The organism is uncultured Alteromonas sp., from assembly GCF_963976965.1.
GTDB classification, from domain to species: domain Bacteria; phylum Pseudomonadota; class Gammaproteobacteria; order Enterobacterales; family Alteromonadaceae; genus Alteromonas; species Alteromonas naphthalenivorans.
This window is the reverse complement of sequence record NZ_CAXBMP010000014.1, coordinates 1-22,202: the sequence shown is the minus strand read 5'-3', so window position 1 is coordinate 22,202 and position 22,202 is coordinate 1. Positions and strand designations below refer to the sequence as shown.

The window sequence follows — 22,202 nt, the reverse complement described above, 5'->3', positions numbered from 1 at the left end:
CCCCCTTTTAGAAAGTCGTGGTTCATTGAAAAATGAGGTGCGGCTTTTTTAATTTACCCTACTGGTATATAACTTGCTTCGTCCTGCATTGTAAGACCAATTCACGCTGGCTTTAATAAATTGTTATCCGTAATTACGCGAGAATTTCAAGCGAGAACACTATGCTAAATCGAAGTTGGGACTTTTCAACTGACGCCTATTCAAGAATGGACAAAATGCCTAAATGGCAAGACGCGTTAGGGAAATTGGGTTTATTTTGTGAGTACAAAGGAAATATTGATGACTTCTATGCCGACATGCACAATATTTCAACGCCTAAGGGTATTGAGTTTATCCGGCTAAGTTCCGGTGCCCAAAACATTATCGCGAAAAAGGAAAACTCAAACGATGGCGTTTGGGTGGCATTTCCCCTTGAAGGTAGAATGACGATTCGTGAAGGAAACCGTTCTTTTGAAGTCATACCTGGCGACTTGGTTTTCGGTGCCATGGGCTCTAAAACATCACTCACCTTGCATTCCAATTTTAAACAGCTCTTCGTCACCATACCGAATATTGCCTTTAACGCGAGGCTGATAGCCCCACTGCCAACGCACATGCTTCACTTACCTAGTCATTCTGGCCCAGCCCAAACGTTAGCAGCGATGTTAGTGTCGCTGGCCAATAACCTAGAGTCACTCACAGAAGATCAACTCAGGCCTATTGAACTGGCGGTTCCCGAGTTTCTTATTGCGGCGCTATTTCCAGAAGCCGATACACGTTCATTAGGGGGAGCCGCTGGTGTAAAGGCCGCGTTATTGCATCGAATCTGTCAAGGTATTGAAGTAAGGCTGTCCAACCCCGATTTGAATTTGAGTGAAGTCGCCAAAGAACACAAAATTTCCCCTCGTTATCTACAAAAACTCTTTGAGTCTGTCGATCAAAGCTTCAGCCGCTATATTCGCAACCGTCGACTAGAGCGCTGCAAAGAAGACCTTGATAGCCCTGTTCATGCACAGTTATCAATTTCAGAGATTTGTTTTAGATGGGGCTTTAATGACTCGGCCTATTTTAGTCGGTCATTCAAAGACTATGTTGAACTGTCTCCCCGAGAGTACCGCAAACGTTCTAAGTTAAAAGCCGCTAAAGAAGAAGAACGACAACAGACCCGTGGGCGGCCATCTAGCCATGTAAAAAGCACACCCGTGAGTGAGGTGGAAATTAGCGATAGCCTAGATGCCCTAGCCAGTCGCTCTACACCGCCCAAAAGCGTAACACAGGCACACGCGAAAGCTGCATCGGTTCATCACTATATTCCCGTCAACAAAGATACCGTTCATTGGGGCTATTTCGATAAAGATTTGCCACCTGTGCTGTACATGAACTCCCATGAAAAAGTAACGATAGAAACGTTAACCCACCACGCCTACGATGACTACGCTCGTATGATTAAAGACGACCCAGGCGCAGAAAGCGTATTCAAATGGACGAAAGACACTAAAAACGTACATAGACGCGGCGCAGGCCCTATAGATGCTTCTATTTATGGTAGAGGAGCGGGTGAAGGGTTTGGCGTACATGTGTGTACAGGCCCCATTCACATTAACGGCGCGATGCCAGGCGATTTGGTTGAATTACGAATACTCGACATTCAAACTCGCCACAACCACAGTGAACAATATAAAGGAAGAAGCTTTGGTTCAAATGCCGCTACCTTTTGGGGGTTTCACTATAACGATCTGCTTACTGAGCCAAAACCTAGAGAAGTGGTTACGATTTACGAAATTGACGAATCGGAAAAACCTTACTGTGCACACGCGGTTTATAACTATCGCTGGATCCCCCAAGTCGACCCCTTTGGCGTCGTGCATGATCGCATAGATTATCCCGGCGTGCCGGTCGATCACAGTAAAACAAAAAAGAACTTCGATATTTTGAAAAATGTGGAAATTCCACTTCGCCCACATTTTGGTACTATTGGTTTAGCCCCAAATTATACCGGTGCGGTAGATTCAGTTCCTCCTTCTAACCAAGGTGGTAACTTAGACAATTGGCGACTCGGTAAAGGATCGAAGGTGTTTCTTCCTGTGGCTGTAGAAGGGGGAATGTTATCGGTGGGCGACCCTCATGCCAGTCAAGGTGATTCTGAACTGTGCGGCACCGCCATAGAGTGTTCATTAACGGGGGTATTTCAAGTTATTCTTCATAAGCGCGCAGATACTTCTGGGCAGTATTTTGATGTAGACTTCCCTCTCATTGAAACCGATGACGAATGGGTCGTATTAGGTTTCAGTCATCCGAATTACTTGAAGGAGCTTGGCAACGAAGCACAAAGTGAAGTGTATAATCAATCAACCATTGATTTAGCAATGCGAGATGCGTTTCGCAAAGCCCGCCGGTTTCTGATGAACTCACAAGCACTAAGCGAAGATGAAGCCATTTCACTGATTTCAGTGGCGGTAGACTTTGGCGTGACACAAGTTGTAGATGGAAACTGGGGCGTACATGCAGTTATCCCCAAGGCAATATTCACTCATCATCCAAAACAATAAACAGGTTAATGATACGTCGATATAAAGTGCGCGATTGCATAAATAGTCAAGTACTTAGACGGATAGCTACAAAAGTGACGTTAACTAACTTGATAGTGTAATACCCAGCTGCAAAACAATAACAACAGAAGGGTTCACTCAATGCGAAAATTTAACAGCATATTTAAATCAGTTTCGCTTGCTTGTGTTGTGATGTATGGCGCGGGTAATCATTTACTTGCACAAACACTCACACAAGACGAAGCAAGCCAAAGCGATAACGAGACCGCGCCCGTAGAAGTCATCTCCGTTGTAGCAACACGGGATATAGCGGGATTTCTTGAAAGCCAGCCAAGCAATTTACTTTTTGGCTTTGAAAAATCGCTATTAGAAACACCGCGCTCGGCAACGTTTGTCAGTGACGATACGTTAAAAGCATTTGGCGTGACAACGGTAGACGATTTAACCGCCGTCGCGCCGGGTACGTTCACAGCGTCTTACTATGGTGTTGAAGGCGCACTAAATGTAAGAGGAACCTTGGCTGAAACGTATTTCCATGGTTTCAAACGTATTGAAAATAGAGGAACGTATCAAACGCCAATTGGTTCAACATCAAGAGTAGATATTCTTAGAGGGCCTCCCACAGCTAACTTTGGCCCTGGTAAAATTGGCGGTTTGTTAAACCTTGAACCCAAAACAGCGCGACTTAGCCAAAGCGGCGGTTTTCTCCCTGAAGTAGTGGGTGAAGTTGATGTCACGATTGGCTCATATGATAAAAAGAATGCCAGTTTCCAAATTGGGCTACCGGTCAATATTGGAAGTGCTGAAGGCGGAATTTATACCTATGTAGAGGTTGAAGATTCAGGCAGTTTCTACAATGGCATTGAGCCTGAACATCAAATGATTCAGGTGGCTGCAGATTTCGAGTTAAGTAACGATTGGAAAGTTGCAGCGGGCATTATGTCTTATACGTCTGAAGGCTATGTACAAACCCCAGGCTGGAACCGCGTTACACAAGAACTAATTAATAATGGTACTTATATTACCGGTAGGGATACCGACTTAGTTGACTCAAATGGTAATGGCCAAATGGAATGGGCTGAACTTTCAGCGCAAGACCCTACCTATTTTGCCAAGCTGACTCATTACCCTGATTACTACTTATACGCCGACGCTAACGTAGCGGCATTAGATACAGGGGTGGGAACCACCCAATTGTCTCGCCAAGATGTATATACCAGTGACAGTGATTTTTCAGACACGACTACGTTAACGGGCTATGTTGATCTTATTAAGTTATTTAACGATGACAGCCAGTTAAAATTTCAGTTGTTTGCTGATTACCTGAGCAACGAACGCTTTGTAAGCTATGGATTCCCCGCCGATTATTCAGCCAATACCGTGGAAGCCAGAGTGTCTTATATTAGTTCATTTGGCCGCATTAGCGATGATATTACCGGGTCGTATAATATTGGCCTAAGCAGCCGCTATTACGATGCGGATAAAAAAGAGTCTTATAACGGTGGCCAAATAGCCATTAGCCGACGTGATATATCCGTTGGCGCTATGCCTAACGACATTATGGGTTCACCGTTCAACTCTGATTTTTTCTGGGATTTAGACACCCAATCAACATGGACTGATACGGCGGCCTTTGCCATGGTCGATATCAACGCCTATTCAGTGTGGAACCTGTCGCTTAGTGCCCGTTATGACTATTACGATTTAGAGTCTACCGAGAATGGTGACCCCGTTTACTCCTACGCATCCGAAACCCAAGCCACAGCGAGCGATGGTGATTTTACCTATAGCGCAATGCTGCTGTTGAATTTTGAATCAGGCATTCGACCCTATGTTAGCTATGCCGAATCATCGGCAATAGAATTCAGTCAGGCGGGTGAAGTATCTCCCGATCTTATCGCCAATTCAGAGTGGCTCTCTGAAGGCAAGCTCATAGAGGGTGGGGTTAAACTAGAACTATTTGAAGGTATTGTAACCGGCTCGATTGCCGCCTACCAACAAGAGCGTACAGAACTAAGCACTGTGGGTGGAACCACAGTAAATAGAACGCAAAGTGAAGGTGCGGAACTAGAGTTGCGGGTTCTTGCTAGCGAAAACTTAAGCTTTAGCTTAACCAGTAATACGCAAGAAACCACCTATATAGATGGCTTTAACAGCTACTACATTATTAATCCTCGGGATATTGGGTTAGATGACGTGAGCAATTACGGAGTATCTGTCGCTGCCTTTGGGTTTAACGACAGCCTTTACGCCCAGACTGGAAGCGATTATTACCTAGGTGAGTTACAAGACAGACGCATTCCTGATTCGGTCACGAGTATTTACGCCACGTATGTTACGGAAGCGGGCATGTTTGACCGCGTAGGGTCAACCTGGGGCGTTCGCCATGTTTCCGAAACATCGGGTTTGGCAGAAAATGCCGTTAAATATCCAAGTTACTGGTTAGTACAAGGTGCCTTCTTTTTAGAATACCAAGATTGGGCGTTTAGCCTAAATATCGACAATGTATTTGATGAAGAGTATTTCACGCCCTTACAGGATTTATATGGTGACGTTGCTGTATTACCCGGAAAAGGTCGCGAGTGGCGCGCATCACTCAACTACAAATTTTAATGACAACATTTGTTTATTTACAAGTTTTCTAAACAACAAAACTATTGGAGACGTATATGGGTAAGTTAACCGCTGACACACAGGCGCGAATTGTGTTGTGCGCTTTTAGTCTCTGCTTTTTCGTGATTACCGCGGCCACTTTCACCTCACTGGGTGTTATTTTACCTGCCATGGTCAGTGAGCTAGATTGGGATTGGACAACTGCGGGCCTAGGCTTCACCTTCCTAGGCATAGCATGTGGACTAAGTGGTTACTTACCTACACTCACCATCAGGAAATGGGGAGTACCTTTCACCTTAGTTATTGGTTTGCTATTGCTGTCTACTGGCTTTGTTATGCTGTTTCAAACCACCACCCCTCTAACCTATTTCGGAGGCTGTATACTCACCGGTATGGGTTACACGTTTGTAGGTTCAGTGCCTGGCACGTACATTATTACCCACTTCTTTAAAAAGCACTCAACGGCATTTGGCTTTTACTATACCGTTGGCGGCCTAGGCGGCGTGGTAGGCCCAGTGGTAGTGTGGATGGCAACCGATGTGCTAGGCAATTGGCGTTTCCATTGGCTAGTCATGTTAGCGGCCATTATTGTGTCGGTTATTTTCATGCTGGGTTCGCTACTTTTCACCGATTCACAACGGTTAAAACGCCCTCCTGAGCACATGAAATCAGAACCCAAAAAACAAAGGGTGTATGAAACCGAACAAGTATGGACATTTCGTGAGGCGGTGAGAACACCACAATACCTTCTTCTATTAGCGGCCTACTCTACCGTGCTATTTGTAGGCATTACAGTTAATAGCTTTTCTGTAGCACATCTAACTGAAGTAGGTATTTCTTTTGCCATTGCCAGCACATTGCTGTCAGCCGAGGCTTTTTGTAATGCTATTTCCCGCATTGTAGGCGGCTTCATTGGCGAATTTTTCGACCCTAAAATAATGCTGCAAGTCGCACTGATGTTGTTAGCCGGAGGCATGTTTGCATTAAGTTTTGGGCAATCGTTAGTCACCCTAGGCTTTTATTCATTTGCCATTGGCTTTGGGTTTGGCCTTACCTTTTTGTCATGCACCGTGCTATTAGTTCGGTACTTTGGCACAGGGCCTTACTTACCGCTTTTTTCACTGATGAATATTGGCGCCACAGTGGCGTCTGCCGCGCCCCTAATCAGTGGCTATATGAGCGATGCAACCGGCTCTTTTGTCTCCCCTTTTCTATTGATAGGAACCTTACCTTTGGTGGTATTTCTGGGCATAAGCTTTATGCGCCCGCCAAGACTTGATCAGCAAAGAAAGAAACAAAACATTTCCCCCGATCCAACCATTAATAAAATGCTTGCCGCCAAGGTTGGCGAGTAATAGCTGTCGTGAAGGAGTAGCTAAAATGACAACGAATACTAAAGAGTTTGGTGTATTTTTGCCCATCGCAAATGGCGGATGGATTGTGTCAGAAAACACCCCAACACTTGATGCTTCATATAAACAAAATAAAAGTGCAGCCATGATTGCTGACAGTTACAAAATGGACTTCATTATGTCTATGGCAAAATGGCGCGGCTATGGCGGTAAAACCGAACACTGGGGAACCTCATTAGAGTCGTTAACCATGATGGCAGGCATTGCCGAGGCAACCACACACGCCAAGATTATTGCCACCGTACATACGCTAATGATGAATCCAGGTGCGGTTACCAAAATGATGGCCACCCTTGACCAGATATCAGAAGGCCGCGCAGGTTTAAATATTGTGTCGGGTTCATTTAGAGACGAACTAAATCAAATGGGCGCGTGGCGCGACGATATTGATCACGACGAACGCTATGTATACGCACAAGAGTGGAGCGACTTAGTGCATAAATTATGGCAAGACGATCACGTTGACTATAACGGCAAATATTTTAAGTTTGATGATTGCGTATCACAGCCAAAACCAGCACAGAAACCCTTTACCGTGTGTGCAGGTCAATCTGAGCGTGGACTTAGATTTTCGGTAAAAAATACTGATGCCTGTTTTGTTGGTGGCAAAGATGATGAAGAAACCCTAAAAATAACGCGAATGGCACGCAAAATTGCACAAGAGATTAATACATCTGTGAAATGTTACTGCATGACAACGCTGATTATTGAAGACACCGAAAAAGAAGCGCAGGCCAAAGCCGACTATTACCGCGAAGGAAAAGATGCAGGTGCCATAGAAGGTATGATGCGTTCCTATGGAATAGACCCCGCCTTAAAAGATAACGCCATGGTTATTCGTGCACAAGGCGCCTTTATGAGCAGAGAACTTATTGGCACTGTTGAGTCGGTAAAAGCACAGCTTATCGAAATGATCGATAACACTGAGATGGACGGTGTCATGGTTATTTTTGATGATTATGAAAAAGGCTTACACCAATTTGGCCAACATATTCTTCCTGCAGTTCGAGCACATTATGGCTAACACCTCCTTACAAGCAGAGTGGATTAACCCATTACGTACTGCACTGTGTGTTATTGATGTGCAAAATGACTTTGCTAGCCCTACGGGGCTGCTGGGTCAGTTTGGTCTTAATATGGACGTGGTAAAGCCAGCCATAGATAACATGCAAACCTTGGTTGACTGCGCACATCGAAACGGCATTCCGGTTTTTTTTATTGGCCTTAAAACCCGTGAACAAGACGATTCTGCTACGTGGCAAGAATGGATGAAACGCCAAGGAAGAGATGCAAAAGTTGAAAGCGCTATTTGCCGAGAGGGAACGGCTGGCATGGCGTTCTATGGACCACAGCCCACAGATAAAGACACGGTAATTTATAAAACCCGATACAGTGCGTTTTTTTCAACCCCGCTTCATCAGCAACTTCAAGCCATGCAACGAGACACCTTGGTATTTTGTGGGGTAACCACTGAATGCTGCGTAGAGTCGAGTGTAAGAGACGCATTTCATTACGATTATCACGCTATTGTGGCCACCGACTCCTGTGCTGCTTACGAAGAAGATTTACATATCGCCAGTTTACGAGCGATGGAAATTAATTTCGCACTTCTCAGTAATACTCAGAAAATTTGCCAACTGTGGGAAGCAACCAAATGACGCAACCTCTCTATTCTTGCGATACCAATGTGGCTTATCAGATTACTGATGATGATATAAACACGTTGAAAAATGCCATCGACATAGATGAAATAACCGAACTGGCGCTAACGTTAGGCAATATTCCAAGCCAGTCTCGCTACGAGGCTGAATCTTCCGCATTCGTATTTGAATGGTTAAAGCACAACGGCTTTAACCCTCGCCAGTGTGGTGCTACACCTGAACGTCAAAATGTGATTGGTGAATATGGCGGTAGGGGCGAGGGAAAAAACCTGCTTTTTACTGCTCATTTAGACACCGAGAGCCCCAGTGACGACGCGCATATAAACCGACATAAGTTCTCTCAAAAAACGTTAAGCAACCCTGAATGGCAGCAATGTTGGCTTGAAGACGGCACATTTCGTGGCTTTCCTATTAGTAACGACAGAGGACCAATGACCTGTTTTTTAATGGCTGCCAAAGCATTGCAAACAGCAGGCATTGAACTTAACGGCAAGTTATATTTAACCGCCTGCCCCGGTGAAATTGGCCCTGAGCCTATGGAACAATGGCAAGGTGTTGACTATATGGGAAAAGATATAGGGGCCCATTATCTGTTTCACCATGGCGGCGTTATTGCTGATTATGCTATTGCCGCGGAAGGCTGCGACTGGGGCGTAACCTGGCAAGGTAACGGATATGTACTGTATCGTATTCAAATATTTGGCGAAGGGGTTTTCACTCCTATTTTAGATGCCCCCGCCCAAACGAATAAGCACCCTAACCCTATTTATAAGCTAGGCGACGTGATTGATGCGCTGCATCAATGGTCGCAACAGTATGAACGTGATAACCACTACAATACCGAAGGTGGCAGCTCTGTACCTAAAGTACAAATAGATGCCATTAAGGCTGGCTCTCCCTTAACGTTCGGAGCAGGGACCGATGTTTGCTCAATATACGTAGAAGTAGGGTTAACCGCTAAGCAAACCGCTGCGCAATCATATCACGAGCTAAAAAAGGTGATGTCATCCCTAGACATTGACAGTTTTGACATTGAACCTATGGTGGTTCGCCATGGTTTTGAAGCCGACAAATCAGCCGTATCTCCCTTAGTAAAATCGCTATGTAATGCAACTCAAGCCACTAAGGGACATGCAATCCCCCTCGCCCACCCTGCATACTCAAGCATGTGGCGCGATCACAACGTATTCAACATGCAGCGCGTACCTGCGGTAACGTCTGGCATGCCACGATCCCATGCCACGCCACAAGATCTTGTCGATAGTGCATTAATATACGCATTAACGGCGCTGTCAGTGTGCGGCAAACGCAAATCGTGAACGACGAGAGTAAAGCTATGACAACATCTTTAGAAAATAACGATGCACTTACGATTAAGCCACTAAAAGGCGATTTTGGCGCGCAGATAATTGATGTTGATTTGCAGGCAGCAAATCAATCAACGTTAGAAAAAGTGGCGACCGCGTTTCAACAACACGGTGCCATTTTGCTGCGCAATCAAACCATGGAACCTGATGACTTAATGCGTTTTATTAAGGTATTTGGTGAGCCAGAATTACACACTCAAACCAAGTTTTGTTTACCTGACTACCCGCATATTTTTAAAATATCTAACATGCTTGACGAAAATGGTGAACCGCTAGGCGCACATAACGATGGCCTTGGTTGGCACACTGACTATTCTTATAAAGAAGAGCCAGTCATGTGTACGATGTTGTATGCGGTAACCGTGCCTGATGAGGGAGGCGAGACCTTATTAGCCGACCAAGTGGCGGCATACGAAGACCTTCCCGAGAGTAAAAAAGCACAACTTGACCCATTAAAAATTCATCATTCATTGGTACATTTCATTCAAAACCGCGACTTCAATAGTTATGAAATTACCGATGAAATACGTAGAGAAAACCCCGACGTTATTCACCCTATGATACGCGTGCACCCCGAAGATGGCCGTAAAGCACTCTGGATAAGTACAGGCACCGTAAAACATATTATTGGTATGGACGACGACGAAGCGATGAAACTGGTAGATGAACTAGTAGAATTTATTACTCAGCCTAAGTATGTGTATTCTCACAAATGGCAAAAAGGCGATGTACTAATGTGGGATAATCGCTGCACGCTGCACACAGGCACCTTATATGATGATAAAAAATACCAGCGCATGGCCCACCGACTTTGGGTTAAAGGAGAGAAGCCCATTGCAGTGAAGAGTTAATACAACGTTAGGTTACCTGTTAGGCAACGCCTAACAGGTAATCGCAGCGCCCTTATTCTTGCGTAAAATGTGCCGGTATTTGGGGGTCCTCTCCACCTTTAATCCATAAAATAATTTCATTGCCCCATGGGTCTCTAAAGGCCGAGTTAATCCCGTTAAACTCGGCCCAAAAATGATTTGTCCACAGCACTGTGGCCCCGCGAGAAACCGCTCTGTCTAAAACAGCTTCAATACTGTCATCGTCGCTAATTAAAATCCAAACCCGAGACTTACGACCGTGTTCTGATACCGTGCGTGGCTCCACCCCTTCTGGATTAGGATGAGGCCTGACATTCGAGGCTTTGTGAATACCCAAGTGATAATTACCGATAGCGGTATCGTTGCCATCACTGTCACGCATTACGCCACCAGGCACCAAACGATGAAAAACGCCCATAGGACGAGGATCGTTTTCCCAACCAAATACATCAGCGTAAAACTCCCCCGCCGCAGCTGGTTCGTCAGCGGTTAAGTCGACAAAAATAAGGGTATTGGGGTAACTCATAGATTAATCCTTCAGGTTAATAAATTCCCCCCAATAATGAATTAATCCAAAGAATATACTTTCATTTATATGCCCATTAGCTTGATTTTAGGCCGTTATCTGCACAGCCATTAGCAACCTATGCACTATTACAAGTTAACCCGCGGCCTGTTTAAATAGGCGTTAACCCCAATGCATCTCGTAACCACCCTACCGCTTGGCCAAAACGTTGGTTTGAAGACCAGACTAAATCAACGCCAACGGTCCATTGTGTGTGGGGATAAGAGGTTAAGGCAAGTTCAACCAATTCATCTTGTAGCTGCAAATCGATGATTAATTGCTTAGGTACGGTAGCCCACCCCATACCGGCACTAAGGGTATTCATTAGCGCTAAATAGCTGCCCATGCGCCATTGACTACTGCCACTTAGGTACTCGCTTGTTGGTAAGCTATCTCGTAATGGCAGATACACCAGTTGCCTATGTCGATTCAAATCGTCAAAGCTAACTTGGGGTAATCGAGTAAGTGGATGGTTCTTGTGTGCCACGTTAACGAAAGTAATGTTACCCAAGCGCTTAAAGTGGAGGTGTTGTGGATAGTTAGTGCCCGCGCACATCACCCCCAACGAAGCATCACCTTGTTCAATAGACTGTTGTACATAATGCGAAGACGGGTGCAGTATATTTAAGTCTACAAACGGAAATTTTTCCCCGAACGCAGCTAAATTGTGATTTAACAATTGAAATGGAATAGCGTCATCAATGGCCACCACCACTTGGCTTTCAAGCTCAGACGCTATGCTGTTTGCACGGTTCTCCATAGACGAACATTGGTGCAATATCGCTTCAGCGTCTCGTAATAACGATATTCCATGATTGGTTAAACTAGGATAGCGACTACTGCGATCAAATAGGATTACCCCTAAATCAATCTCTAAATTTGCCACAGAAATACTTACCGCAGATTGAGATTTGCCTAATTTTCTTGCCGCGGCTGAGAACGACTTTTCACTGGCTACGCTACAAAACGCGGTCAATTGTTCTAACGATAAACGCATTTACGGCTCGTTGTATTAAAAATTTTAATAGTTCCCATTTTGCACATGAAATTCGACAGAGTAAATTAGTGATATTGCTATGTTGATAAGGAACGCAATGCCTAACCATGACGCCACAACAAAAATAACCAGTCACGTTCACCCCGTCGATCAACGATTACCCCTTTCGCATACTTTCCTGCTTGGATTACAACATGTGCTTGTGATGTATTCGGCGTGTATTATCGTTCCGCTAATTTTAGGCGCTGCGTTGCAACTGCCCAAAGACACCCTGTCTGTTATTATTAATGCCGATTTATTTGCCGCTGGTTTAGCCACGCTGGTCCAGTGCTTTGGCAATAAATACTTTGGTATACGACTACCTATCATGATGGGCGTAACCTTTACCTCTATTTCCCCCATGATTGCGATAGGGCTGAACCCAGATCTGGGTTTGCCGGGTATTTATGGCGCTATTATTGTTTCTGGCATAGTCGGCATTGTGTGTGCTCCCCTCATGGGGCGATTTATCCGATTTTTCCCTCCCGTAGTCACGGGATCTGTGTTGTTAGTCATCGGCATTAGCCTGATGAAAGTAGCGATTGAGTGGTCTGCAGGAGGCAGCCCTACGTTAATGGACGGTTCGCCAAACCCTGACTTCGGCAAACCCATTTACCTATTTATTAGCTTAATACAATTAGCCGTTATTTTAGTTATTAATAGGTTTGCAACCGGGTTTATCGCCAATGTTGCTGTGCTATTGGCCATGTTAATCGGTTTCTTTTCCGCCTGGTTACTCGGTGATGTAAAACTAGATGGGTTGCATGAAGCATCGTGGTTTCACATTATCAAGCCCCTCAGTTTAGGGATGCCAACTTTTGATATTTTTGCCATTGTTTCAATGAGCTTGGTGATGTTGGTCACCATGGTCGAGTCGACAGGAATGTTTTTAGCCTTGGGAAAGCTTGTCGACAAAGAAGTAGATCAACCACATCTTATTCGCGGTCTTAGGTCAGATGGCTTAGGCACCTTGATTGGGGGAATTTTTAACGCGTTCCCGTATACCTCTTTTTCTCAGAATATAGGTTTAGTAACCATTAGCGGAGTAAAAAGTAGGTATGTAACGGCAGCGGGCGGGCTTATTTTAATTGCCCTTGGCTGTGTGCCTAAAATGGCATTTATTGTTGCCTCTATCCCCCAATACGCGTTAGGCGCCGCCGCTATGGTGATGTTTGGCACAGTGGCACTCATGGGCGTGCGGATTTTAAGTCAGGTTGAGTTCAATCACTCACGCTCAAATTTGCTCATTGTTTCTTCAAGCTTAGGTATTGGCTTAATCCCCATGCTTACCCCTACCTATTTTCAGTATTTACCTGAATGGAGCCACGTGTTTACCGACAGTGGCATTATTTTAAGTGTATGTACCGCTATTGTGCTTAACGCGCTATTAAATCAAGATTTAAAAAGGTAAACCATCATGACTCAAATGTTATATCACGCAGATTACATCGTGACTATGGACCGTGAAAATACGGTTATTAAAGACGGCGCAATCGTAGTAGAGCACGGCAAGATAGCGCACATAGGAAAAGCAAATGATGTAATAGCCCGCTATCCCCATGCAAACATAACTCGTATGGCTAAGCGTATTTTAATGCCTGGCTTAATTAATACACACTGCCATTCAGGCATGTTGCGCGGCACAGCTGAAGGCTTGCCGGTGTGGGACTGGTTACAACAATTTATCGACCCCATGCACCGGGTTTTAACCCCAGAAGATGCACGTCTATCATCGTGGCTATGCTACGCAGAAGCCTTGATGTCTGGGACAACCTGTATTGTTGATATGTGGCGCTATATGGAAGGTAGTGCTGAGGCTGCGAAACAATTAGGCATAAGAGCATGTTTAGTGCCTTATGTTGCGGAGCACCCAGAGCATAATTATTTCGAAACTCTCGACAGTAATGAATCACTTATTAATACGTGGCATCAGCAGGCAGAGGGTCGTATTCACGTATGGGTAGGCTTAGAACATTTATTCTATGCAGAGCCCAAAGCACTTACACGCATAGGCGATATGTGTCGCGACTATCAGGTAGGTTTTCATACCCACAGTAACGAAAGTCATTTTGATGTAGAGCAAACGCTTGAACGCTACAATATTCGACCTATTCACGCATTGGAAAAGTTCGGCTTACTCAATGCGCCAAAAACATTGCTAGCGCATTGTGTTTGGGCTGATAGCAGTGAAATAGCGCTAATGGCTGAACGGAAAATAGGGGTAGCGCACAACCCTGTGAGTAATATGAAACTCGCTTCTGGCGCAGCCCCAGTAGTTGCCATGTTAAACGCTGGCGTTTCAGTTGGATTAGGCACTGATGGCGAAAAAGAAAACAACAACTTGGATATGTTTGAAGAAATGAAAACCGCTTCGTTACTTGCTAAGTTTTCTAATTTAGACGCCGCCGCCTTAGACGCTTGGAGCATATGTCGCATGGCAACCATTGATGGCGCCAAAGCTCTTGGATTGGATAACGTAACCGGCTCGCTAGAAGTGGGGAAATCAGCAGATATCATTAGCATTCGTACCGATACACCGCGAATGACCCCCCTTATCGATGACGGCCCGCTTATGAATATTCACCATAATGTAGTGCATGCAGTACAAGGGCAAGATGTGGATATGACCATGGTGGCAGGTAAAATAGTAGTAGAAAATGGTGAACTCGTTCACCACGATATCAATGCGTTAATTGATAAGGTTAACGTGGCAGCCCCTGCCCTATTTACACGTAGAGAAAACTGGCTTCACCAGTCAGGTGGCGGGAAAAATGCCCTCTATGAGCCCGAATAGTTTTAAGGCTTTCTACCAATAAATTAAAGGACCAAACTCAAGTTTGTGCATTTAGTAGCGCGGTTTAATCTGCGCTTATTGACTACTTTTCGTTAGACATAACATACGCATTAGTACATTATGTAGCATTGCATATATTATATGGATTGATTATGGGAATTGTTAAAATATCTGATGCTCTACATGAAGAGGTGCGTAAAACCAGCGCGGTTATGGAACGCTCTATTAATTCGCAAGCAGAATTTTGGATGAAAGTCGGTCGGCTAGCAGAGCAAAACCCTAAATTATCTTACGAACAGATCATTGATTTGGAGATGCGCTCTCAAAACGTATTTTCAGTAAGGTTAGTCAGTGAATAGCCTTATAAAATCAGCGAGTGAAATTTCACTCATGCGAGAGTCTGGCAAATTACTGGCAAAGGTTTTCAGTGAACTAGATAGTTTTATTGCCCCAGGTATTACCACCCTTGAAATTGACAGCTTTGTAGAGCGGTACATTGTTGACTGCCTTAATGCGAGACCCGCAAGTAAAGGGCAATACGGATATAAATTTGTGCTTAACAGTTCTGTGAATGACGTTGTTTGCCATGGCGTTCCATCTGCTGCCAAAAAGCTCAAAAATGGCGATATCGTCAACATAGATATTACCCTTGAAAAAAATGGTTATATTGCGGATAGCAGCAAAATGTACGCTATTGGCACTGTGTCACCCATAGCGAGAAGATTGATTGATGTAACGTATGAAGCGATGTACAAAGGCATAGACACCGTTAAGCACGGCTCGACAATTGGTGATATTGGCTTTGCTATTCAACAGCATGCGCAGAAACATGGTTACAGTGTTGTTCGAGATTATTGTGGCCACGGCATTGGGAAGGAAATGCACGAAGAGCCTCAAATTCTCCACTTTGGTAGCGCGGGAACTGGGCTTAAATTGGAAGCAGGTATGACATTCACAATAGAGCCCATGATTAATCAAGGAACTTACAAAACAAAGCTTAAAAAAGACGGTTGGACCGTTGTGACAAGAGATAAGAAGCTATCTGCTCAATGGGAACACACGGTATTGGTAACGGCGACCGGCGCAGAAGTGCTAACGCTAAGGGCTTCTGAGACCAGATAAAAGCCTAGCCTTTAACGGATAGCGGGAAAGTATCAAAACTCACGCCTTCATGCCCTGACTGCATAAAATTGCGAATATTTGCGTGGTCATCACCATCAGGATTTTTCAAAACGTCATCACGATAGAAGCCACCAAACAGTGCCAACGTTTGCCCTTGGCTAAGTTGAAGGTGCTGCCCTAGCGCGAGTAACTTGCACGAACCATTGTTTTGGTTAGCATCATTGGTTACTTCGCCATTGGTAAAAGCCGTTGGCGTGAAAGTAAATGCACTATCGATAAGAGCAATAACATCACCAAACTCAACGCTTTCGGGAGAATCATTAAGGTGCTTTGTTAACGCATCGACATTATTGTAGCTCATATAAAATTTCCGTAACGGATCTGAAAAAAATGAGAGTTTAAAATCGTATCTATAGGGTTGCAAGCAGCTTTTATTCAAGAAGAACGCGTTTTTCATGGCTAAGCCTGGAAGCAATAGCTAATGATGCCGCTTATCGGCGAACATTTTTATGCAGTGCTACTTCATTTACTCATCGCAGTGTAAAGCAACGAGATTCATATGTAGTACAATGCCGTTTAAATCAAACGTTTTAAAGAGGCGCCAATGTTAGATAATCAAGAAAGTAAAACTGAACAGCCAATTCAAACTATTAGCGACCTTGCAAACTACGTTGATTATTCGTTTCTTAACAGCCTAGTTGTAGATCCACAAGCGCAAGATGACGGCAATGAGCATAACCCAAGGCAGGTATTCTCTGGTCATTATGTACCGGTAACACCAACCCCCATAGAAAACCCCAAATACGTTGCTCATAGCCACACTTTCTTTGAAGAATTAGGGTTTGATAATAGCCTTGCTCAAACCCCTGAATTCATGCGCTTGTTTGCAGGTGACATGTCTTCCCTTCCCGCCAAGATAAAGCCCTATGGGTGGGCTACCGGCTACGCACTGTCTATTTATGGCACCGAATATATTCAGCAATGTCCATTTTCAACGGGCAATGGGTATGGAGATGGTCGAGCCCTTTCTGTGCTTGAAACGGTTACCAGTGGAAAGCGCTTTGAAATGCAGTTGAAAGGCGCAGGAAGAACGCCATACTGCCGAGGTGCAGACGGCAGAGCGGTATTGCGCTCCAGTGTGCGAGAGTTCTTAGTACAAGAGCATATGCACGCATTGGGCGTTCCTACGTCTCGTTCTCTTAGTTTATTCATGTCTCAGTCGGAAACTGTCGACAGGCCTTGGTATTTAGAGGGCTCGAACTCTCAAGACCCAGAAGTTATGGTGCCAAACCTTGTGGCCATCTCCACCCGTGTTGCCCCTTCATTTATTCGAGTGGGTCAGCTAGAGCTTTTTGGCAGACGAGCGCGAAGTAACCAACATCCTACGGCTTTAAAAGAGCTTCAGCTGTTGGCAGCACATTTGATTGAACGTGAATATAAAAGTGATATCGATACAGCGCAACCCTTTGAAGATCAGCTTGTTGCCCTTGCTACTGCGTTTCAAGACAGGCTCACATCACTTGTGGCCCATTGGGTTCGAGTAGGTTACTGCCAAGGGAATTTCAATAGCGACAACTGCGCGGCGGGAGGATATACATTAGATTATGGGCCATTTGGATTCTGTGAGTTGTTCGACCCTGCTTACCAACCATGGACTGGCGGAGGTCGTCACTTCTCGTTTCTTAATCAACCTGTAGCAGCAGAAAAGAACTTTGCTATGTTTTGTCGCGCCATCGAACCATTGCTTGCCGATACACCAGATAAACTAGCAGCATTGCGCGATGTGAGCAGCAACTTTGCCACGGTCATGCAAGAAAAAATGAACAACATGTGGGCCGCAAAACTCGGGCTTGCGGTTTACGACAATGACCTTTTACTGCAACTGTTACACTTAATGATGCGCACCGGGGTGGACTATAACCACTTTTTCAGAGAGCTATCTAACCTTCCTAATGATGTTGATGCGCTGAAAACGAGTTTTTATGCTCCGTTAAAAGAAGACATGATTTCCCAGTGGAATGAATGGCTTCAACATTGGCGAGCTCAACTTGAAAAGTCGGGTGATATTAACGAATGCGCGACAAAAATGAAGCTTACGAACCCTAAGTTTACCTGGCGTGAATGGCTAGTAGTGCCAGCGTATAAAGAGGCGGAAGTGGGTACCTTTGAACGCATTCAAGCACTACAAGAAGTGCTTACCAAGCCCTATGAAGAACAATCAGCGCAAACAGAAAGTGATTACTACCGTTTGCGCCCTAGAGAATATTTTGGTGCTGGCGGTATTTCCCACTACAGCTGTTCTTCGTAGAAGGTGAGCCCTATTTGTAGGGCCAGCAGTTACAGTGAAGTTAGATACTACTGCGTGCGGTTACTTTGCTTCAACAAAGCGCGCTTCTAAGTAGCCGATAATTGCTTTAGAGTCATATAACCACTCAACGCCATCGTTATTTTCAATTCGAAGACATGGCGTTTGAATTTTTCCGCCGCCTTGTAACAACTCTTCCCTATACGGCGAACCTTCTGACACATTTCGCTTTTGAATGGGCACATTGTACTTGTACATTGCTCGGCGAGTTTTAATGCAAAAAGGGCAACCAAAGAACTGGTATAAAGCCAATTTTTGGCTTTCTTCTGCCACCTGCACTTGTTTTTCTGGCGAACGTTTTAGTTTAGTGCCACGGGTTATTACATCGACAAATGCAATGATAGCCCCAAGTAAGTTGCGAATAAGGGTGATAAAGAATTTCATTTTACGGCTCTACTAACAAATGATGAAACAAAAACGCGATTGTACTACTTGATGCCGCTCTTTGATAATTAAGATCATGAAATTTATTTATGTATCGTTTGTACAAATCTACTCATTCAAAAGGGCTTTAATTTTGGTATGTCGATAAGCTGAGTTTGAAACATAATATGCCAACACTACTTACGGGCTAAACACCAAACAAACAACACGCAGACCGCTGAATAGTAAAAGCGGGAAAAACATGTGCTAGTCTGTACCTGTAGTATAAAACGATGTTCAAACAAAAAGAGAAATTATGAAAAAGCGGTATTTGCTACTTTGTTCGTTACCTCTTGTCGGTTGCTCTGTTACTCCACCCGAACTAGGTGTAAGCGGAGAAACGCTTAAGGACTGCCCTATTACCCCTAACTGCTTTAGCAGTATGGATAATGACTCTCAAGATAATGCACCTATTATATTTGAGGGTTCAAGGGCAAAAGCAAGAGAAAAACTAGTTGGCATTGTTAATTCCCTACCTCGAACCACAATAATTGAAGAACGAAGTAACTACATAAGAGTAGAATTTAGGTCGCAATTAATTGGTTTTGTAGATGACGTTGAATTTTTACTTTCACAAGAACAAGGTGGTAGGACGCAGATTGACTTTAGATCGGCATCGCGGCTGGGCCTTTCCGATCTTGGCGTAAACAAAGCGCGAATGAAAAAGATTAAAGCTCTGTTCGCACAGTGATACTGAATACTATAAAACCCAAATAACTAAGGGATTTTGTTTATTCAAGTGTTTATAAAACATAGAATTACAGACACAAAAAAGCCCCGCTCTTCGCAAAGAAAACGGGGCTTTTTTGTTTATTTGGCGGAGAGAGAGATTCTCCTCCACAAAACTGAAGCCTACAGAACTCGTGGTCTGTGAGTAAGTATGCATTCAATGTGACAGAGGTTTGTGACAGAGTCAAGGTCCCTCCAAGGATTGAAATGAGCTAATCCAAGTAGATTTATGTAGATTAGTGTGATTACCAAAGCTGACAGTCTCTTGTGTACGTGAAGCGGACATTAGAAACGCTTTCAAAATCCCGTAACCGTTAAAAAGTTTTCGCAGTAATATCTGCTAGTTTATGTATCGTATAAAGCGACCTTTCCACAGGTCGGTTTCTTTTTTTAGCTTCATAAATAAAGTGGCAGCACTTATTTAAACATCGCTCCCCAGAGATTATCAGCCCCCGTATTCATTTGATTAAAAACCTCATCTCGAAAAGCTACTACACGGGACGCTATCATTTTCCTGTCAGCCCAGACAATGTATGCGGTTCCTTTGGGGCACTCTACCGTGGGTAAAATAGGAGTTAACTTGTTATCTTTAGCTAAACGCTTTAGTGCCACTTTAGGTAATAAACATATACCTGCTCCAGCCACAGCCGCCTGAATATTTAAACGCAAGCTATTAATTGCATACTTTGGTTTTACGGGGACTTTTATCGTCTTTCCTTCCTCTATTAAGTGCCAATAGGGAAAGTTATTTCCTGCCAAAAGTCGGTGGTCTAACAATGCATCTGCCGATTGCGGAGCAGGATGATGTTTTAAATACTCAGGAGAAGCAGCCAAGGCTAGCTCGGCCTCGAATAAGCGTTTTTGCACCAAATTTGGGGATGTAGCTGGCATAGTTACTATTGCTAAATCAATTTGCTCATCGATAAAGCCTTCAGCATCGGAAGCGAAATGAACGAAAATATTCACTTGAGGGTGCTGTTTCATAAACTCTATGGCTAGCGGTTGTAAAAAGAAATCAGCAAAAGGCTCTGGACAGGATATATGAATATCTCCAGTAAGTTCTCCTTGGCTATTTGATAAGCTGAGCCATTGTTCATCTAGTTGAGCGAAAACATGAGAAAACTTCTTGTAGACCTCTTCTCCAGCGTTGGTCAGTCTGAAGTTTTTCGCATCTCTATGAAGAAGTTTTTCATTAAGCAATTCTTCAAGATGAGCAACTGACCGAGAAACCGTAGGTGCAGAGGTTTTAGCCTTGATACTTGCAGCTGCAAACCCTCCAAATTCAACAGATAAGCAAAACCAATATAAATTTGTCATTTGCTTTGTATTTATCATATATCCATCTTTCATCTTTAGAGTTGCAGTTAGTTAATGATTACATATTTGTACTTATAAAACTCATTATTGTCTATTTTTGAATTAATGATGGGTGGTTAGAATAGATCCATTGATTAGTCGCAGTGACTAAATTAAGTGAATAGTTTTGGAGTTAAAGATGAAAAAGTTTCCACGTAAATTTCAATATCCATTAATGATGTCTATGGTGTTACCAACCATGTTATTGGGAATGTCTGGAATAATGGCCTATCGTAATTTACCACTTGATGGAGATTTCTTTGGTGCTTGGGGGGCTGCTATTGCGCAAGTAGTACCGCCTGCATTATTACTTTTGGCTGTAGTGGCACCTATCGTTAGGTTGTTTGTTACTAAATTCCTTTTGAAGCCAGAAGAAGCATAGGTTTCTTTCTAGATTGGAGTTTTAACCTTATGAATACTCAAGTTGTATTGGAAGTTAGTATGATTAGCGTAATGGCATTAATCACAATAGCTTACCTCTTTCGCTCAAACGCAAGTGCAGGAAACAAGGTTCAAACCTTCGCTATTGCGTTATTAGGCGGTTTTATGGTGTTAGGTGGAACAGCAAAGTTCTTTGAACCTTTTGCAACTATGTTCGCGTCTCAAATTGAGCTAAGCGGCTTGCCATTGCCTAAACTCGCCAAATTTGCAGGGCAAATGGGTGAAATCACTGCTGGTGTACTGTATTTACTTGCACTAGCCAAAGGTAAGTTAATCCCCGCAAGGAGCGCTGATACGTTACTTAAGAGCGCAACATTGTTAACTGTAGTAATTATGACTGTTGCCGTTTATGTTCATTTATTGCCAAACGTACCTGCTGAAGTATTACCATTTCAATCCAAGCCGCCACTGTTGACGCTAATAGTGATGTTCATTTCTCTTGGTATATTTATCGTGAACAAACGTAATAGTTAAGAATCGTTGTACTTTGCCCATATCTACTATTGGCACATTTGGGGCTGAAACGTACGTAGAGCGGTCGTCAAGGAATCAGTTTCAATTCCACTCCAAATTATGGTTATGATGTGTCTACTGAACTAGGGGAAATTCATACATGCACCTATCATTAGTGATTAATAGAAGGATTTAAAGATGGAGTTTTGGAATGGAAGCTATGATATCGATGGTACTGTCGCAGGTTACACTTTGATCTTTATGGGTTTGGTTACAGGTGTGCTGAACTTAGCAATCGCGTCTAAACTAGAAGAAAACAAAGTTCGAGGATTCATACTCGGTCTCGGATGGGGAATATTCCTTTCAGTTCTGGCCCCTCTCTTTCTTATCTACAGATTTACATTAATTAAAAGTGCTAAGGCCTGTTGATCTTTGCTGTACACATTTCGCTCAGCAATACATCGGCAG

At 43.8% G+C, this 22,202-nt stretch carries 20 protein-coding genes; 15 read left to right on the top strand and 5 right to left on the bottom strand.

Features of this window, described 5'->3' with window-relative positions; genetic code table 11:
- Positions 1-161: 161 nt before the first annotated feature.
- The 7 genes from AAC006_RS12060 (at position 162) to AAC006_RS12030 (ending at position 10,432) form a co-directional block, all read left to right on the top strand.
- Complete coding sequence (locus tag AAC006_RS12060; protein WP_339891445.1) at positions 162-2,528, top strand: acetamidase/formamidase family protein; 2,367 nt, start codon at positions 162-164, stop codon at positions 2,526-2,528.
- 141 nt (positions 2,529-2,669) lie between these two features.
- Complete coding sequence (locus AAC006_RS12055) at positions 2,670-5,141, top strand: TonB-dependent receptor (RefSeq protein WP_339891443.1); 2,472 nt, start codon at positions 2,670-2,672, stop codon at positions 5,139-5,141.
- A gap of 56 nt (positions 5,142-5,197) precedes the next feature.
- Positions 5,198-6,496: an MFS transporter gene (locus AAC006_RS12050; protein WP_339891441.1), complete on the top strand. Its 1,299-nt coding sequence runs from the start codon at positions 5,198-5,200 to the stop codon at positions 6,494-6,496.
- Between the two features lie 25 nt (positions 6,497-6,521).
- Positions 6,522-7,577, top strand: coding sequence for an LLM class flavin-dependent oxidoreductase (locus AAC006_RS12045; protein ID WP_339891440.1), 1,056 nt, complete (start codon positions 6,522-6,524; stop codon positions 7,575-7,577).
- Positions 7,570-8,211: an isochorismatase family cysteine hydrolase gene (locus AAC006_RS12040; protein WP_339891438.1), complete on the top strand. Its 642-nt coding sequence runs from the start codon at positions 7,570-7,572 to the stop codon at positions 8,209-8,211. The genes AAC006_RS12045 and AAC006_RS12040 overlap by 8 nt, the downstream gene beginning before the upstream one ends.
- Positions 8,208-9,533, top strand: coding sequence for a hypothetical protein (locus AAC006_RS12035; RefSeq protein ID WP_339891436.1), 1,326 nt, complete (start codon positions 8,208-8,210; stop codon positions 9,531-9,533). Before AAC006_RS12040 ends, AAC006_RS12035 begins: the two co-directional genes overlap by 4 nt.
- Before the next feature lie 17 nt (positions 9,534-9,550).
- The gene (locus AAC006_RS12030; protein ID WP_339891434.1) at positions 9,551-10,432 is read left to right on the top strand and encodes a TauD/TfdA family dioxygenase; all 882 of its coding nucleotides are present in this window, start codon (positions 9,551-9,553) and stop codon (positions 10,430-10,432) included.
- A gap of 52 nt (positions 10,433-10,484) precedes the next feature.
- Here the strand turns inward: AAC006_RS12030 and AAC006_RS12025 are convergent, their stop codons facing one another.
- Together AAC006_RS12025 and AAC006_RS12020 are read right to left on the bottom strand one after the other, a co-directional pair.
- On the bottom strand, positions 10,485-10,976 hold the full coding sequence (locus AAC006_RS12025; protein WP_339891433.1) for a VOC family protein: 492 nt from the start codon (positions 10,974-10,976) through the stop codon (positions 10,485-10,487).
- A gap of 151 nt (positions 10,977-11,127) precedes the next feature.
- Positions 11,128-12,012, bottom strand: coding sequence for a LysR family transcriptional regulator (locus AAC006_RS12020; protein ID WP_339891432.1), 885 nt, complete (start codon positions 12,010-12,012; stop codon positions 11,128-11,130).
- Between the two features lie 97 nt (positions 12,013-12,109).
- On the opposite strand from AAC006_RS12020, the gene AAC006_RS12015 reads away from it, so the two are divergent.
- The 4 genes from AAC006_RS12015 (at position 12,110) to map (ending at position 15,967) form a co-directional block, all read left to right on the top strand.
- Complete coding sequence (locus AAC006_RS12015; protein WP_339891430.1) at positions 12,110-13,462, top strand: nucleobase:cation symporter-2 family protein; 1,353 nt, start codon at positions 12,110-12,112, stop codon at positions 13,460-13,462.
- Positions 13,463-13,468: 6 nt separating this feature from the next.
- A complete protein-coding gene (locus AAC006_RS12010) occupies positions 13,469-14,845 on the top strand; it encodes an amidohydrolase (protein WP_339891429.1) in 1,377 nt (458 codons plus the stop codon).
- Positions 14,846-14,997: 152 nt separating this feature from the next.
- On the top strand, positions 14,998-15,204 hold the full coding sequence (locus AAC006_RS12005; protein WP_057792933.1) for a ParD-like family protein: 207 nt from the start codon (positions 14,998-15,000) through the stop codon (positions 15,202-15,204).
- On the top strand, positions 15,197-15,967 hold the full coding sequence (gene map / locus AAC006_RS12000) for a type I methionyl aminopeptidase (RefSeq protein WP_339891428.1): 771 nt from the start codon (positions 15,197-15,199) through the stop codon (positions 15,965-15,967). The genes AAC006_RS12005 and map overlap by 8 nt, the downstream gene beginning before the upstream one ends.
- 4 nt (positions 15,968-15,971) lie before the next feature.
- Here map and AAC006_RS11995 read toward each other — a convergent pair whose 3' ends face one another.
- The gene (locus AAC006_RS11995) at positions 15,972-16,328 is read right to left on the bottom strand and encodes a HopJ type III effector protein (protein ID WP_339891426.1); all 357 of its coding nucleotides are present in this window, start codon (positions 16,326-16,328) and stop codon (positions 15,972-15,974) included.
- 243 nt (positions 16,329-16,571) lie between these two features.
- Here AAC006_RS11995 and AAC006_RS11990 point away from each other — a divergent pair, with 243 nt between their 5' ends.
- Entirely contained in the window at positions 16,572-18,275 is a 1,704-nt protein-coding gene (locus AAC006_RS11990; protein ID WP_339891424.1) for a protein adenylyltransferase SelO family protein, read from the top strand.
- 60 nt (positions 18,276-18,335) lie between these two features.
- Here AAC006_RS11990 and AAC006_RS11985 read toward each other — a convergent pair whose 3' ends face one another.
- Positions 18,336-18,716 (bottom strand): glutaredoxin domain-containing protein, encoded by a 381-nt coding sequence (locus AAC006_RS11985; protein ID WP_339891422.1) that lies wholly within the window; start codon positions 18,714-18,716, stop codon positions 18,336-18,338.
- A gap of 295 nt (positions 18,717-19,011) precedes the next feature.
- Here AAC006_RS11985 and AAC006_RS11980 point away from each other — a divergent pair, with 295 nt between their 5' ends.
- Positions 19,012-19,446 carry a DUF1499 domain-containing protein gene (locus AAC006_RS11980; RefSeq protein WP_339891421.1) on the top strand — a complete coding sequence of 145 codons (435 nt, stop codon included), beginning with the start codon at positions 19,012-19,014 and terminating at the stop codon, positions 19,444-19,446.
- 455 nt (positions 19,447-19,901) lie between these two features.
- Here AAC006_RS11980 and AAC006_RS11975 read toward each other — a convergent pair whose 3' ends face one another.
- A complete protein-coding gene (locus AAC006_RS11975) occupies positions 19,902-20,819 on the bottom strand; it encodes a LysR substrate-binding domain-containing protein (RefSeq protein ID WP_339891419.1) in 918 nt (305 codons plus the stop codon).
- Positions 20,820-20,979: 160 nt separating this feature from the next.
- On the opposite strand from AAC006_RS11975, the gene AAC006_RS11970 reads away from it, so the two are divergent.
- Positions 20,980-21,222, top strand: coding sequence for a DUF2798 domain-containing protein (locus AAC006_RS11970; protein WP_339891417.1), 243 nt, complete (start codon positions 20,980-20,982; stop codon positions 21,220-21,222).
- 29 nt (positions 21,223-21,251) lie between these two features.
- Positions 21,252-21,755, top strand: coding sequence for a hypothetical protein (locus tag AAC006_RS11965; RefSeq protein WP_339891415.1), 504 nt, complete (start codon positions 21,252-21,254; stop codon positions 21,753-21,755).
- Positions 21,756-22,202 lie beyond the last annotated feature (447 nt).

Bases quoted from the DNA above. Each gene is read 5' to 3' on its own strand.
- AAC006_RS12035 (WP_339891436.1), top strand. From the start codon at position 8,208: ATGACGCAACCTCTCTATTCTTGCGATACCAATGTGGCTTATCAGATT.
- AAC006_RS12020 (WP_339891432.1), bottom strand. From the start codon at position 12,012: ATGCGTTTATCGTTAGAACAATTGACCGCGTTTTGTAGCGTAGCCAGT.
- AAC006_RS11995 (WP_339891426.1), bottom strand. From the start codon at position 16,328: ATGAGCTACAATAATGTCGATGCGTTAACAAAGCACCTTAATGATTCT.
- AAC006_RS12005 (WP_057792933.1), top strand. From the start codon at position 14,998: ATGGGAATTGTTAAAATATCTGATGCTCTACATGAAGAGGTGCGTAAA.
- AAC006_RS12055 (WP_339891443.1), top strand. From the start codon at position 2,670: ATGCGAAAATTTAACAGCATATTTAAATCAGTTTCGCTTGCTTGTGTT.
- AAC006_RS12050 (WP_339891441.1), top strand. From the start codon at position 5,198: ATGGGTAAGTTAACCGCTGACACACAGGCGCGAATTGTGTTGTGCGCT.
- AAC006_RS11990 (WP_339891424.1), top strand. From the start codon at position 16,572: ATGTTAGATAATCAAGAAAGTAAAACTGAACAGCCAATTCAAACTATT.
- AAC006_RS12040 (WP_339891438.1), top strand. From the start codon at position 7,570: ATGGCTAACACCTCCTTACAAGCAGAGTGGATTAACCCATTACGTACT.
- AAC006_RS12030 (WP_339891434.1), top strand. From the start codon at position 9,551: ATGACAACATCTTTAGAAAATAACGATGCACTTACGATTAAGCCACTA.
- AAC006_RS12010 (WP_339891429.1), top strand. From the start codon at position 13,469: ATGACTCAAATGTTATATCACGCAGATTACATCGTGACTATGGACCGT.
- AAC006_RS12060 (WP_339891445.1), top strand. From the start codon at position 162: ATGCTAAATCGAAGTTGGGACTTTTCAACTGACGCCTATTCAAGAATG.
- AAC006_RS11970 (WP_339891417.1), top strand. From the start codon at position 20,980: ATGAAAAAGTTTCCACGTAAATTTCAATATCCATTAATGATGTCTATG.
- AAC006_RS12015 (WP_339891430.1), top strand. From the start codon at position 12,110: ATGCCTAACCATGACGCCACAACAAAAATAACCAGTCACGTTCACCCC.
- AAC006_RS11985 (WP_339891422.1), bottom strand. From the start codon at position 18,716: ATGAAATTCTTTATCACCCTTATTCGCAACTTACTTGGGGCTATCATT.
- AAC006_RS11965 (WP_339891415.1), top strand. From the start codon at position 21,252: ATGAATACTCAAGTTGTATTGGAAGTTAGTATGATTAGCGTAATGGCA.
- AAC006_RS12045 (WP_339891440.1), top strand. From the start codon at position 6,522: ATGACAACGAATACTAAAGAGTTTGGTGTATTTTTGCCCATCGCAAAT.
- AAC006_RS11975 (WP_339891419.1), bottom strand. From the start codon at position 20,819: ATGATAAATACAAAGCAAATGACAAATTTATATTGGTTTTGCTTATCT.
- AAC006_RS12025 (WP_339891433.1), bottom strand. From the start codon at position 10,976: ATGAGTTACCCCAATACCCTTATTTTTGTCGACTTAACCGCTGACGAA.
- AAC006_RS11980 (WP_339891421.1), top strand. From the start codon at position 19,012: ATGAAAAAGCGGTATTTGCTACTTTGTTCGTTACCTCTTGTCGGTTGC.